At 60.4% G+C, this 13821-nt stretch carries 12 protein-coding genes; 1 reads left to right on the top strand and 11 read right to left on the bottom strand.

Annotated features, from left to right (window positions below):
* Positions 1-529 precede the first annotated feature (529 nt).
* From CQ002_RS04640 to CQ002_RS04590, 11 genes are all read right to left on the bottom strand, one after another.
* Complete coding sequence (locus CQ002_RS04640; protein WP_034102395.1) at positions 530-868, bottom strand: GlpM family protein; 339 nt, start codon at positions 866-868, stop codon at positions 530-532.
* On the bottom strand, positions 868-2217 hold the full coding sequence (locus CQ002_RS04635; protein WP_034102396.1) for a sigma-54 dependent transcriptional regulator: 1350 nt from the start codon (positions 2215-2217) through the stop codon (positions 868-870). The genes CQ002_RS04640 and CQ002_RS04635 overlap by 1 nt, the downstream gene beginning before the upstream one ends.
* Positions 2214-4115, bottom strand: a complete 1902-nt coding sequence (locus CQ002_RS04630; protein ID WP_034102397.1) for a sensor histidine kinase — start codon at positions 4113-4115, stop codon at positions 2214-2216. Before CQ002_RS04630 ends, CQ002_RS04635 begins: the two co-directional genes overlap by 4 nt.
* Positions 4116-4302: 187 nt before the next feature.
* Positions 4303-5037 carry an amino acid ABC transporter ATP-binding protein gene (locus tag CQ002_RS04625; RefSeq protein ID WP_105161717.1) on the bottom strand — a complete coding sequence of 245 codons (735 nt, stop codon included), beginning with the start codon at positions 5035-5037 and terminating at the stop codon, positions 4303-4305.
* Positions 5034-5705: an amino acid ABC transporter permease gene (locus CQ002_RS04620; protein WP_034102399.1), complete on the bottom strand. Its 672-nt coding sequence runs from the start codon at positions 5703-5705 to the stop codon at positions 5034-5036. The genes CQ002_RS04625 and CQ002_RS04620 overlap by 4 nt, the downstream gene beginning before the upstream one ends.
* Positions 5705-6451: an amino acid ABC transporter permease gene (locus tag CQ002_RS04615; protein WP_098465863.1), complete on the bottom strand. Its 747-nt coding sequence runs from the start codon at positions 6449-6451 to the stop codon at positions 5705-5707. Before CQ002_RS04615 ends, CQ002_RS04620 begins: the two co-directional genes overlap by 1 nt.
* A gap of 194 nt (positions 6452-6645) precedes the next feature.
* Positions 6646-7572 (bottom strand): glutamate/aspartate ABC transporter substrate-binding protein, encoded by a 927-nt coding sequence (locus CQ002_RS04610; protein ID WP_034102400.1) that lies wholly within the window; start codon positions 7570-7572, stop codon positions 6646-6648.
* A gap of 304 nt (positions 7573-7876) precedes the next feature.
* On the bottom strand, positions 7877-9415 hold the full coding sequence (gene glpD, locus CQ002_RS04605) for a glycerol-3-phosphate dehydrogenase (RefSeq protein ID WP_034102401.1): 1539 nt from the start codon (positions 9413-9415) through the stop codon (positions 7877-7879).
* Between the two features lie 301 nt (positions 9416-9716).
* Positions 9717-10472, bottom strand: coding sequence for a DeoR/GlpR family transcriptional regulator (locus CQ002_RS04600; protein WP_034102402.1), 756 nt, complete (start codon positions 10470-10472; stop codon positions 9717-9719).
* A gap of 95 nt (positions 10473-10567) precedes the next feature.
* Positions 10568-12073 (bottom strand): glycerol kinase GlpK, encoded by a 1506-nt coding sequence (gene glpK, locus CQ002_RS04595; RefSeq protein WP_034102403.1) that lies wholly within the window; start codon positions 12071-12073, stop codon positions 10568-10570.
* Between the two features lie 79 nt (positions 12074-12152).
* Entirely contained in the window at positions 12153-13010 is an 858-nt protein-coding gene (locus CQ002_RS04590; RefSeq protein ID WP_028619056.1) for an MIP/aquaporin family protein, read from the bottom strand.
* Between the two features lie 328 nt (positions 13011-13338).
* Here CQ002_RS04590 and ybaK point away from each other — a divergent pair, with 328 nt between their 5' ends.
* A complete protein-coding gene (gene ybaK, locus CQ002_RS04585; RefSeq protein ID WP_105161718.1) occupies positions 13339-13809 on the top strand; it encodes a Cys-tRNA(Pro) deacylase in 471 nt (156 codons plus the stop codon).
* Positions 13810-13821 lie beyond the last annotated feature (12 nt).

The raw sequence follows: 13821 nt of genomic DNA, 5'->3' as shown, positions 1-13821 counted from the left end.
GACCGCAATCTACCGGTAAGGCCACGATCCAAATGTGGGAGCGGGCTTGCCCGCGAAGGCGGCCTGACAGTCGACCTGGATGTTGGATCAGACCGGGTACATAGCCGTTATTGAGGTTACGGCTGCTATGGGTTCCGCTCTTACAGCGGGTCACTTTGGAAAAGCCCCAAAGTAACCAAAAGGCTCTTGCCCCAACACTCGGCACCTCGCCTAGGCTCGGTGTGCCCGTAATTCGACAGGGATTTGGGGGGCCGCCGCCACGCGCCCTCCATGGCGCGGGGCGGCTAAACCGGCATCCCTGCCGGTTTACCCCCCAAATCCCTGTCGAATTCCGGCCAGCGTGTTTGACGGGGCGCCTAAGATCAAGATCAACAGCAAGGCGGCCTGGCAGCCGGCCTGAGTGGGTGGATCAAAAGCAGGTAGGTGTACGAGCTGGCTTGCCGGCGATGCAGGCGACTCGGTATATGAGGCACACCCAGGCGGTGCCATCGCCGGCAAACCAGCGCCCATATTGTTTGACCGAGCGGGGTCAGGAATGGATGCGGACCCAGACGCTGACCAATATCGTCGCGGCCATCAACCAGGCGACCGCCGCTACCGCGAGTGACGCCTCCAAGCGCATCCGGTCCACCATCACATACAACGTGGCCAGGTACACAAAGTACGGAATGATCGACCACATCCCGAACAGGATCGTGGTCTTCAAATCGTCCACCGAACGGCCCTTGCCGACGATGTAGTGGGCAATCAGCGCAAAGGTCGGAAACAGTGGCACCAAACCGGCGATGTAATAGTTTTTGGTCTTGGCCAGCGCGGCCAGAATCAACACCACTGCCGCGCCGAGGGCGGCCTTCAATACCAGATCCATCAGTGGCTCAACCCGTATTTTTTGACTTTGTCGAACAGCGTGGTCTTGGCCATTCCCAGTTCCTGGCTGGCCTGGGTCAGGTTGCCGCCGCTGCGTTGCAGCGCATCGTTGAGCAGGTTGCGTTCGAAGGCTTCCACCGCCTCGGTGAAGGCCAGGCCATGGCTGCCGCTGCTGGCGCCGCTTTTCTTGAAGGCGGGCAGGCCGAGGGCGAAGCGTTCGGCGACATTGCGCAGTTCGCGCACGTTGCCGGGCCAGTCGTGGCTCATCAGGCTGGACAGGGTCTGGTTGTCCAGCTCCGGCACACTGCGGTCAAAACGTAGGGACGACTGCTGCAGGAAATGTTCGAACAGTTGCAGGATGTCTTCGCGGCGCTCACGCAGCGGCGGCAGTTCCAGGGTCACCACGTTGAGGCGGTAATACAGGTCGCTGCGGAACTGGTTGGCGCGGCTCAGTTCATCGAGGTCAGACTTGGTGGCGGCGATCACCCGGCAATCCACCGACACGCTCTGGTTCGAACCCAGGCGTTCCAGGGTGCGTTCCTGCAGCACCCGCAGCAACTTGATCTGCAGGTTGATCGGCATGCTTTCCACTTCGTCGAGGAACAACGTGCCTTCGTGGGCGTGTTCGATCTTGCCGATGCGACGCTTGCCGGCACCGGTAAACGCATTGGCTTCGTGGCCGAAGATCTCGCTTTCGAACAGGTTCTCCGGCAGGCCTCCGCAGTTCAGCGCGACGAACTGATGGTCGTGGCGCCGGCTGAAATCATGCAGGCAGCGCGCGACCAGTTCCTTGCCGGTGCCGGTCTCGCCCTCGATCAGCACGTTGGCCGACGTGTCGGCAACGTTGGCGATCAGCTCACGCAGGTTTTGCATGGCCGGCGAGCGGCCAATGATGCGGCCTTCCAGCGAGTCGCGCTCGGCCAGTTGGCGGCGCAGCGACCAGACTTCGCGCGCTAGCCCGCGTTGCTCCAAGGCGCGGCGGGCCACGTCCACCAGGCGTTCGGGGGAGAAGGGTTTTTCCATGAAGTCGTAGGCGCCGTTGCGCATGGCGCCGACGGCCATGGAAATATCGCCGTGCCCGGTGATCAGCACCACTGGCAGGCTCTTGTCCAAAGCCTTGAGGCGCGTGAGCAGTTCCAGGCCGTCGATCCCCGGCAAGCGGATATCACTGATGACAATGCCCGCGAAGTTCTCGCCGATGCGCTTCAACGCTTCTTCGGCACTGCCCACGCCGACGCTGGGAATGTCTTCCAGGGCCAACGCTTGCTGGCAACCCAGCAGCACATGGGGGTCGTCTTCGACGATCAGTACGGTGAGGTCGTCTTTAAGGGCTGTAGCGTCTGTATTCATGTCGACTCAGCTTTTTGAGCGCCCGCCAGAGGCAGGCACAAGACAAAGGCCGTTCCACCACTGGCCGGGTGTTCCACGGCGAGGGTGCCGCCGGTGGCCGCCGCCAGGCTGGCGGACAGCGTCAGGCCCAGGCCCAGGCCTTGCTCCCCGGGTTTGGTGGTGAAGAACGGTTCGAACAAATGCTTGCGTGCCTCGGGGTCGATACCGTGGCCATTGTCGCGCACTTGCAGGCGGTATTTGCCCTCGCTGCTGCTGCCTTCCAGCCAGAGTTCGGGGGCCGGTTGCGCTTGCATGGCGTCGAGGGCATTGCCAATCAGGTTGACCAGGATCTGTTCCAGGCGCGTCTGGTCGATTTGCAGTTGGGCGTTGGAAAAGTCACGGTGCAGGGTCAGTGGCTGGCTGTCCAGGCGTGCGCCGAGTACTTGGAACGTGGCGTCCACCGCCTTGGCGAGGCTGGCTTCGCCCTGGTCGTCACCACGCCGGGCGAAGGAGCGCAGGCTGGCGGTGATGCGGCCCATGCGGTCGATCAGTTCGTTGATGGTCTTGAGGTTGGCGCTGGCCGTGTCCAAGGCGCCGCGCTCAAGGAAGCGCACGGTGTTGCCGGACAGGGTACGCAGCGCTGCCAGCGGCTGGTTCAATTCGTGGGCAATGCTGGTCGACATCTGGCCGATGGCTGCCAGCTTGCCGGCCTGCACCAGCTCATCCTGGGCGCGGCGCAGGGTTTCCTCGGCCTGGCGCCGTTCACGGATCTGGCCCTTGAGCCGTTCGTTGCTGGCGCGCAGGTCGGCGGTGCGTTCGGCAATCCGCCTCTCCAGTTGGCTGTTGGCTTCCTGCAGGGCTTCACGCGCGGCGAGGCGGGTGGCGATAACTTTGCGACGCTCGTTCCAGGCAATCAGCAAAAACGCCACCAGGCCAAACGCGACCGCCACCAGGATGCCCTGGTTGATCGCTGCGCGGCGCAGGTCGTTGAGCGGGGTGAGCAGGGTGAAATTCCACGGTGTGTCGTTGAGCGGGCGGGTTTGGGCCAGGTAACTGACCTCATGCTCGTCGTTGACCACTTCGCTGTTGGCCGGAAAGGTCAGCTTCTCGGTGCCTTCGTTCAGGCGTTCGCGGGCCAGGGGTTCGAGCTCGTTGAGCGTCGCCCAGTAATATTGGAGGCTGTGGGCCAGGCGGTCCTTGGTGTCATCGCTCAGCGGGCGCACGGCCTTGAGGCGGCGGGCCGGGTCGCTGGAGAGAATAATGATGCCGTTCTCATCACTCACGAAGGCTTCGAGACGTGCGCGTTGCCAGCGTTCTTCCAACGCTTCGAGGCGTACCTTGACCACGGCGACGCCGATGATCTTGCCGTGCTCTTCCAGGCCGTGGGCCAGGTAGTAGCCGGGTTCGCCGTTGGTGCTGCCGATGCCATAGAAACGCCCAGGCTGGCCACGCACGGCGTTCTGGAAATACGCGCGGAACGACAGGTCTTCACCCTGGTAGCTGTCGGCATCGCGCCAGTTGCTGGTGGCCAGCACGCGGCCGGTGGTGTCCATCACGTAGATGGCCCGACTGCGACTGCGTCGGTTCAGGCCTTCGAGGTAGTCGTTGACGGTCTTGCGGGTTTCCTGGTTCGGGTCGGCCAGCAGCGTGGAGACGCTGGACTCCAGTTCCAGCAGGCTGGGCAGGTAGGTGTATTTGCTCAGTTCGCTTTCGACGGTGCGGGCGTGCAGTTCCAGTTGGCGTTCGCCGGTGTCGCTGAGGGTGCGGATGCCATAGTACTCGCTGATCCAGAAGCCGATATAACCCAGGCCGATCATCAGGGCGATGATCAACGGTGGCAGGAACAGTTGGCGGATCAGGCGTGGTTTCACGGCAAGTGATGGCGGTGCGGCGCGAAATTGGTTGGGGTCGCATTTCATCACAGATGCCTTGGGTCAACCAGAGCTTGCCGGCCTGCGCAGTCCAATGTGGGAGCGGGCTTGCTCGCGAAGGCGGTGGGTCAATGAAAAATGTACCGACTGACACTACGCCTTCGCGAGCAAGCCCGCTCCCACACAAGCCCACTGTTACATGGGCCCGGTTTCTGCAGTGGAAGCTCTGTGGGGCTTAGTGCTGCAGGATTTTCTCAAGGAAGTGCTGCGCGCGCTCGGAGCGGGCGTTGATGTCGCCGAAGAATTCTTCTTTCGCGCAGTCTTCGATGATCTTGCCGGCGTCCATGAAGATCACGCGGTCGGCCACTTTACGAGCGAAGCCCATTTCGTGGGTCACGCACATCATGGTCATCCCTTCGTGGGCCAGTTGCACCATCACGTCGAGTACTTCGTTGACCATTTCCGGGTCCAGCGCCGACGTCGGTTCGTCGAACAGCATGACGATCGGGTCCATGGCGAGGGCGCGGGCAATGGCCACACGTTGCTGCTGGCCACCGGAGAGTTGGCCCGGGTGCTTGTGGGCGTGCGCCGACAGGCCCACGCGCTCCAGCAGTTGCAGGCCCTTCTTGGTGGCTTCTTCCTTGCTGCGGCCAAGTACCTTGATCTGCGCGATGGTCAGGTTTTCGGTGATGGTCAGGTGCGGGAACAGCTCGAAGTGCTGGAACACCATGCCCACGCGTGAACGCAATTTCGGCAGGTCTGTCTTCGGGTCGGCAATCGAGGTGCCGTCCACGACAACGTCGCCTTTCTGGAACGGTTCCAGCGCGTTGACGCACTTGATCAGGGTGGACTTACCCGAGCCAGACGGCCCGCACACCACGATCACTTCGCCTTTCTTAACCTCGGTGCTGCAATCGGTCAGCACCTGGAAGTCGCCATACCACTTGTTGATGTTCTTGATAGAGATCATACGGCAAACCTTTTTTGCAGACGCTTGACCAGCAGCGAGGCGGAAAAGCTGATGATGAAGTAGACGACACCGGCAAAGATCAGGAACTCATTGGAGCGGCCGATGATGTCGCCGTTCGAGCGGGCGGAGTTGAGGAAGTCCACCAGGCCCACGGTGTAGACCAGCGAGGTGTCCTGGAACAGGATGATCGACTGTTGCAGCAGCAACGGGGTCATCTTGCGGAACGCCTGGGGCAGGATGATCAGGCGCATGGTCTGGCTGTAGGTCATGCCCATTGCCTGTGCCGCCGCCATCTGGCCCTTGGGGATCGACTGCACGCCGGCCCGCACGATTTCACAGAAGTACGCGGCTTCGAACATCATGAAGGCCACGACGCAGGAAGTGAACGCGCCGATCGGGGTGTCTTCGCCGGTGATCCAGCGCAATACGAACGGCACCGCCAGGTAGAACCAGGTGATCACCAGCAGCAGCGGGATCGAGCGGAAGTAGTTCACATAGGCGCCAGCCACACGTGACAGCAGTTTGCTGGAGGACAGGCGCATCAGCGCCAGGATCGTACCCAGCACGATACCGCCGACCACGCCCATGACCATCAACTGCAGGGTCATGACCATGCCGTTCCACAGGCCCGGGATGGCGGGGATGATGCCGCTGAAATCGAATTCCATTATTTACCCCCCACGGAGATCAGGCCGGGCACCGCGACTTTCTTCTCGACCACGCGCATCAGCAGCATCAGGCTCATGTTCAGGGTGAAGTAGATCAGCGTGGCCAGGGTGAAGGCTTCAAACAGGTTGGCCGAGAACTCGGCGGTCTGTTTGGTTTGCGCCAGCAGTTCCATCAGGCCGATCAAGGACGCCACGGAGGAGTTCTTGAAGACGTTGAGGAATTCCGAGGTGAGCGGCGGAATGATGATCCGGTAGGCCTGGGGCAGCAGCACGTTCCAGTAGATCTGCGGCAGCTTGAAGCCCATGGCGCGCGCGGCGGATTCCTGGCCACGTGGCAGCGCCTGGATGCCGGTACGCACTTGCTCACAGACACGGGCGGCGGTGAACAGGCCGAGGCACACCACAACGCTCAGGTAGGCCGAGGTGGTCGGGTTGAGGTCTTGTTTGTACCAGTCCTGCAGGTTCTGCGGCAGCATGTCGGGTACCAGGAAGTACCAGATAAACAGCTGAACCAGCAGCGGCACGTTACGAAACAGTTCCACGTAGCAGGTCGCGATGCCCGATACGATGCGGTTTGGCACGGTGCGCATGACGCCCAGAATGGACCCCAGCAGCAAGGCGATAATCCATGCCACGACAGCGATGGCGATGGTCCAGCCCAAGCCAGCGATGTACCAGTCGAGATAAGTCTCGCTGCCCACGCCAGTGGACTTGAAGAACACGCTCCAGTCCCAGTTGTAATTCATTAGGGTCTCCCCTCGAGATCGATCGATGTACAAGCACCCGCTTGGGGAAAATCCATTCCCGCCTGGCGATGAACGCCAGGCACACGCGATCGGCTCGAAAACCGCCCGGTCGAGTGTTCCAAAGTAAAGCCAGCAGGTAGTAACAGACGCCTGAGGGAGGGTTGGCTCCCTCAGGAGATAAGCTTAGTCAGGTATCAGATTTTTACGTCAGGTGCTGGTTTGTCGCTTGGGTTAGCGATCAGCTCCTTAACCTTGTCGCTCATCGGGAAGTTCAGGTTCAGGCCTTTTGGTGGGATCGGGCTCTCGAACCACTTGCTGTAGATCTTGTTGATTTCGCCGGATTTGTACAGGGCAACAATGGCGTCATCGACCGCTTTCTTGAAGGCTGGATCGTCTTTACGAACCATGCAAGCGTAGGCTTCGAAGGACTGCGGGGTACCGGTGATGACCCAGTCGTCCGGCTTCTTGGCCTTGGCTTCTTCGCCGGCCAACAAGGCGTCGTCCATCATGAAGGCAACGGCGCGGCCGCTTTCCAGCATCTGGAAGGATTCGCCGTGGTCTTTGGCGGAGATCACGTTCATGCTCATCTGCTTGTCGGCGTTCATCGCTTTGATGATGCGCTCGGACGTGGTGCCGGCGGTGGTCACGACGTTCTTGCCTTTCAGGTCGGCGAAGTCGGCGTAGCTCGGCTTGCCATCCTTGTCTTTCTTGACGAGCAGGCGGGTACCGATTTCGAAGATGTTGACGGTGAAATCAACTTGCTGGGCGCGTTCGGCGTTGTTGGTGGTGGAGCCGCACTCGAGGTCCGCGGTGCCGTTCTGGATCAGCGGAATACGGGTTTGCGAAGTGACCAGGTTGTACTTGGCCTTCAGGTCGGGTTTGTTCAGGTCTTTTTTCAATTGCTCGACAACGGCCAACTGAATGTCGTGGGAGTAGCCCACTGGCTTGCCCGAACCATCCGCGATGTAGGAGAACGGAATGGAGCTGTCGCGGTGAGCGAGAGTGATGGTGCCGGAGTCGTTGATCTTCTTCAGCGTGCCGGTGAGTTCAGCGGCGAACACTGGAGTGCTGATCAGAGCAGCAGCGATAGCTGCGCCCAGAATATGGGGAACGATGCGCATCAATACTTCCTCGACATTTGTTTTTTTTATGAAGCCGGCTAAACGGCTCTCTTGTACAGCGAATGCCCGTGACGGCTCTTGAGGCGTCCCAGGCAATCGTCCAAGAGTGTAGAGCATGAGTCGTGCCAGGCCAGCAGTAAAAGGCCAACTCTATGATTTATAGGGTGATTAACTTTGTGTGACGAATAATGGCTAGCCTTTGGGTCCGGCAAACCGAATACGTCGAGGCGCCTCGTTCGGAAAACCGAACGCCAAAAAAAGCCCCTGGGCCTTTCGGCGCAGGGGCTTTTGTCGTATCGGGCTGTCAGGCCGCTTCAATCTTGCTGCGATGCTGCTCGACCTTGGACAAGTAACGCTGCACGTTATCCTGCTCTTCGGGGGTAGTGAACAGGCCAAGCTTGGTACGGCGCCACAGGACGTCCTGGGGTTGGGTCGCCCATTCTTCGGCGCACAGGTAATCGACTTCGCGGGTGTACAAGCCGCCACCCAGATGCTCACCCAGGTCGGCCTGGGACTGCACGCCTTCCAGCAGGCGCCAGGTACGGCTGCCGTAGGTGGTGGACCAACGACGTGCGATTTCACTCGGTACCCAGTCGAACTTGTTGCGAATGGCTTCGGCCAGGGCTTCTGGCGTGGTCATGTCTTCGCCACCGGGCAAACTTGCCGTGGCCGTCCAGCTTGGGCGCATCTGGGTAAAGTAGGGGGCCAGTTGCGCCATCGCCGACTCTGCGAGCTTGCGATAGGTGGTCAACTTGCCGCCGAATACCGACAGGATTGGCGCCTCGCCCGTGCCGCCGGACAGCGACAGGGTGTAGTCGCGGGTAATGGCCGATGGGTTGTCCGACTCGTCGTTGCACAGCGGGCGCACACCGGAATATGTGTGGACGATGTCATCGCGGCTCAGCTGTTTCTTGAAGTGAGCGTTGACCACCTTGAGCATGTAGTCGGTTTCGCCTTCGGTAATCGCGACTTTCGCCGGGTCGCCGGTGTATTCGCGGTCTGTGGTGCCGATGATGGTCAGGTGATTCAGGTACGGAATAGTGAAGACGATCCGCTGGTCTTCGTTCTGCAGGATATGCGCGTGGGCGCCTTCGTACAGTTTCGGCACGATCAAGTGGCTGCCCTGGATCAGGCGGATGCCGTAAGGCGAGTCCAGCTTCAGGTCGTCCTTGATGAACTTGGCCACCCACGGGCCGGCGGCGTTCACCAGCGCTCGGGCACGGATCGAGAACAGGCTGCCATCGGCGCGCTCCATGTTCATTTCCCACAGGCCTTTGCTGCGATGAGCACTGACGCAGCGGGTCTGGGTGTGGATGTGCGCGCCTTTTTCGCGGGCGGCCATGGCGTTCAACACCACCAGGCGAGCGTCATCGACCCAGCAGTCGGAGTATTCGAAGCCTTTGGTGATTTCGCTTTTGAGCGGGCTGTCGGGGCCGAACTTCAAGCTTTTCGAGCCGGCCAGTGTTTCGCGCTTGCCCAGGTGGTCGTACAGGAACAGGCCGGCGCGGATCATCCATGCGGGACGCAGGTGAGGGCGGTGCGGCAATACGAAGCGCATCTGCTTGACGATGTGCGGGGCCTTCGCCAGCAATACTTCACGCTCGGCCAATGCTTCGCGCACCAAGCGGAATTCGTAATGTTCGAGGTAGCGCAGGCCGCCGTGGATCAATTTGCTGCTGGCAGAAGACGTGTGGCTGGCCAGGTCGTCCTTTTCGCAAAGGAATACCGACAAACCGCGCCCGGCTGCGTCTGCTGCGATGCCGACGCCGTTGATCCCGCCACCGATAACGGCAACGTCATACACTTCGGCAAGCGGTGGAGCAGGCAAGGTAGAAGGGTTCATCGGCTGGCCTCGCGATCTTTTTCGTATTGGAATTCGAACATTAATGTTCATTTGCGAAAATGGTAGCTGATAAACGCGCGCGCAGCCAGCCAACTTCGATTGAAAAAACTCATCGAAGGGCGGGAAAAGGAAAATTTGTGAACATAAGCCTGGGGAAGGCTCGAGCGTAAGAGGAGTGTTGAATAGCTTCGCGGGCACCCCCGCTCCCATAAGGGACCGCGTTCCGCCAGGGCCATGCGGTCAAGTGTGGGAGCGGGCTTGCCCGCGAGGGCGGTGGCACAGTTGCCAGGGATAGGGGGAGTTACACGACTTCCAACCGAACCTTATGCTGGTTCAGCAACTGCACCAATGCCGGCACCGGTTGCTGGTCAGTCACCAGGCAATCCACCAGGCTGATCGGCCCCAGGCGAATCATGGCGTTGCGGCCAAACTTGCTCGAGTCCGCTGCCAGGATCACCTGGCGAGCATTGGCAATGATCGCTTGCGACACCCGTACTTCCTGGTAGTCAAAGTCCAGCAGGCTGCCGTCTTCATCGATGCCGCTGATGCCCACCAGCGCAAAGTCGACCTTGAACTGGTTGATGAAGTCGACACTCGCCTGGCCCACCACGCCGCCATCACGGCGCACGTTACCGCCGGTCAACAGCACATCGAAGTCGTCCTTGGCGCTGAGCATGGTGGCGACGTTGAGGTTGTTGGTGATGATCTTCAGGTGGTTGTGGTTGAGCAACGCACGGGCGATGGATTCGGTGGTGGTGCCGATATTGATGAACAGCGAGGCGTGATCGGGGATCTGCGCGGCGATGGCTTCGCCGATGCGCTGTTTCTCGTCACGCATCTGGTCGGCACGCATGGCGTACGCCGTGTTCTCGACACTGGAGTCATAGGCCGCGCCGCCGTGGTAGCGGCGCAGCAGATTGGCGTCCGCCAACTGGTTGATATCGCGGCGGATGGTTTGCGGGGTGACAACGAACAGCTGCGCCATTTCCTCGATACTGACGTAGCCGCGTTCGCGGACCAGTTCGAGAATGTGTTGCTGGCGGGGAGGCAGATTCATGGGGCGTCCTTTGGGCTGCCATACAAAAGTGGCCCATGATGACGCAGGAATCTGCTCCCTGCCAGTTACAACCCTATATGGGTCCGGCGCTTGGCTTATTCAGCGCCTTCGTGAGGTTCCCAGTCGCGGGTGCGGCTCACAGCTTTTTGCCAGCCGGCGTAGAGTTTCTCTTTGGCCGCTTCGTCCAACTGCGGCTCGAATTCACGCTCGATCACCGCCTTGCCGCGCAACTCGTCCAGGCTGCCCCAGAAGCCACACGCCAGGCCGGCCAGGTAGGCGGCGCCGAGTGCGGTGGTCTCGCGCATTTGCGGGCGCTCGACCTGGGTGCCGAGGATATCGGCCTGGAATTGCATCAGGAAGTTGTTGGCCACCGCACCGCCGTCCACGCGCAGGGCTTTCAGGCGTTCGCCCGAATCCTGTTGCATGGCGTCGAGTACGTCGCGGGTCTGGTAGGCGATCGACTCCAGGGCGGCACGAATGATGTGATCCACGCGCACGCCACGGGTCAGGCCGAACAGTGCGCCACGGGCATACGGGTCCCAGTACGGAGCGCCCAGGCCGGTGAAGGCGGGGACCAGGTACACGCCGTTGCTGTCCTTGACCTTGCCGGCGAAGTACTCGGTGTCGGTGGCATCCGCGATGATCTTCAACTCGTCGCGCAACCACTGCACAGTGGAGCCGCCGTTGAATACCGCACCTTCCAACGCATACGCCACTTCGCCACGCGGGCCGCATGCGATGGTGGTGAGCATGCCGTGCTTGGATTTCACCGCCTTGTCGCCGGTGTTCATCAGCAGGAAGCAGCCGGTGCCGTAGGTGTTCTTGGCCTGGCCGGCTTCGACGCACATTTGGCCGAACAGTGCCGCCTGTTGGTCGCCCGCAATGCCGCCGATGGCAATACCGCTTTTGGTGCGGCCGTAGATTTCCGAGGAGGACTTCACTTCCGGCAGCATTTCGCGCGGTACGTCGAGGATCTCCAGCATCTTCGCATCCCATTCCAGGGTGTGGATGTTGAAGAGCATGGTGCGCGAGGCGTTGGTGTAGTCGGTGACGTGGGTCTTGCCGCCGGTAAATTTCCAGATCAGCCAGCTGTCGATGGTGCCGAACAGCAACTCGCCGTTGCGCGCACGCTCGCGGCTGCCCTCGACGTTGTCGAGGATCCACTTGAGCTTGGTGCCGGAGAAGTACGGGTCGGTGACCAGGCCGGTGGTGTCATTGATGTACTGCTCGTGGCCGTCGCGCTTGAGCTGCTGGCAGATCTCGGTGCTGCGGCGGCACTGCCAGACGATCGCGTTGTAGATCGGGCGGCCGGTGACTTTGTCCCAGACCACGGTGGTTTCACGCTGGTTGGTGATGCCGATGGCGGCGACCTGGTCGTGGTGCAGCCCGGCCTGTGCCAGCGCTTCGACCATCACCGCGCTCTGGGTCGCGAAGATTTCCATCGGGTCATGCTCGACCCAGCCCGCTTGCGGGTAATGCTGAGTGAATTCACGCTGGGCGGTGCAGACCACGTTGGCGTCACGATCAAAGATGATCGCGCGGGAACTGGTGGTGCCCTGATCAAGGGCAATGATGTAGTTCTTATTCTGAATGTCGGTCATGTCGATTGCCTTGGACGAAATAAGGAAGTCAGAAATCAGCCTGGACCGCAGAAGGGCAGTGGGGACCAGGCTGGTGTTTTCAGGAAATACGCGTCTTGCCGTTGACAGCCGTGTCAGGTGTTTCTTCAGCTATAGCAGGTGCGGCGCTCGGCAGATGGCGGGCAATCAGCCCGCGATAGGCCGCAGCGCCGAGGCATGCGCCGACAATCGGCGCGAAAATCGGTACCAGGAAGTAAGGAATATCACGACCGCCGGTGAAGGCCATTTCACCCCAGCCGGCGAAAAAGGTCATCAGCTTGGGCCCGAAATCCCGCGCCGGGTTCATCGCAAAGCCGGTCAATGGGCCCATGGCGCTGCCGATCACGGCGATCAGCAGGCCGATCAGCAGCGGGGCCAGGGGGCCGCGAGGCAGGCCGTTGTTGTCATCGGTCAGGGCCATGATCACGCCCATCAGGATGGCGGTGATAACCATCTCCACCAGGAACGCCTGGGCAGTGCTCAGCAGCGCATGGGGGTAGGTGGAGAACACCGACGCCAGTTCCAGGCTGGCCTGTGAGCCGCGCACCATGTGATGGGTTTGTTCGTAATCGAAAAAAAGATTGCTGTACAGCGTGTACACCAAGGCCGCCGAGCAGAAGGCGCCTGCGATCTGGGCGAGGATATAGAAGGGCAGTTTGCGCTTGTCGAAGTCGGCGAAAATACACAGCGCGATGCTGACGGCCGGGTTGAGGTGGGCTCCGGAAATGCCGGCGCTCAGGTAGATCGCCATGCTGACGCCGACCCCCCAGATGATACTGATCTCCCACAAGCCAAAGCTTGCACCCGCGACCTTAAGCGCAGCGACACATCCTGTACCGAAGAAGATCAGAAGCGCAGTCCCCAGGAATTCGGCCATGCATTGGCTCGAAAGTGAAGGCTGTTGAAGAGCAGTTGTCATGGAAAACCTCAGTTGTTGTTCTTGTCTGGCGCACGACCTCAACGGGTTGTTGCGCGATTTTCACCGTGACAAGGATCCCCATCCCGGTCACGGCTTACTGCTCGAATGCTGCGGCACTATTCCTACAGTATTCGGAAACGAAAAAATATAGACAAGAATGACTGCTGTCAAAGGTCGAAAGTGAACTGTCGGTCACTTTCCAACTATTGGTCTGGTGAATGATCACGCTTGTCACATTGAGCACGTACCGCAACAGAGGGCGCACTAGAGCGTTTTGTGTGGGGTTGGCCTAGAATTGGCCATCTGCTTGCCACGCTCCGGAGACTCCATGACCCCCGCATTGGATCTGTTGAAAAAAGTTCGCGCCGAACATCGAATCCACAGTTACGAACATGACCCCAAGGCTGCTTCCTATGGGCTGGAGGCCGCGGAAAAATTGGGCCTCGACCCCGCGCAGGTATTCAAGACCCTGCTGGCGAGCAGTGAAAAAGGCGAATTACTGGTGGCAGTGGTGCCGGTCGTCGGAAGTCTGGATTTGAAGGCGCTGGCACACGCAGCAGGCGTCAAGAAAGTCGAAATGGCCGAACCGGCAGCGGCTCAGCGTTCCACCGGTTACCTGTTGGGTGGCATCAGCCCGTTGGGGCAGAAGAAGCGATTGCGCACGTTTATCGATGTAACGGCGCAGCCTTTTACGACGATTTTTGTGAGTGCGGGGAGGAGGGGGTTGGAGGTCGAATTGCCAGCGGCGGTACTGGCTGAGCACACCCAGGCCACGTTCGCGCCGATTGGTCGCGCCTGACATTGATCTCAA

Origin of the sequence: Pseudomonas sp. MYb13 (genome assembly GCF_002980075.1) — a bacterium.
GTDB classification, from domain to species: domain Bacteria; phylum Pseudomonadota; class Gammaproteobacteria; order Pseudomonadales; family Pseudomonadaceae; genus Aquipseudomonas; species Aquipseudomonas lurida.
This window is presented reverse-complemented; position numbering and strand designations above follow the sequence as displayed.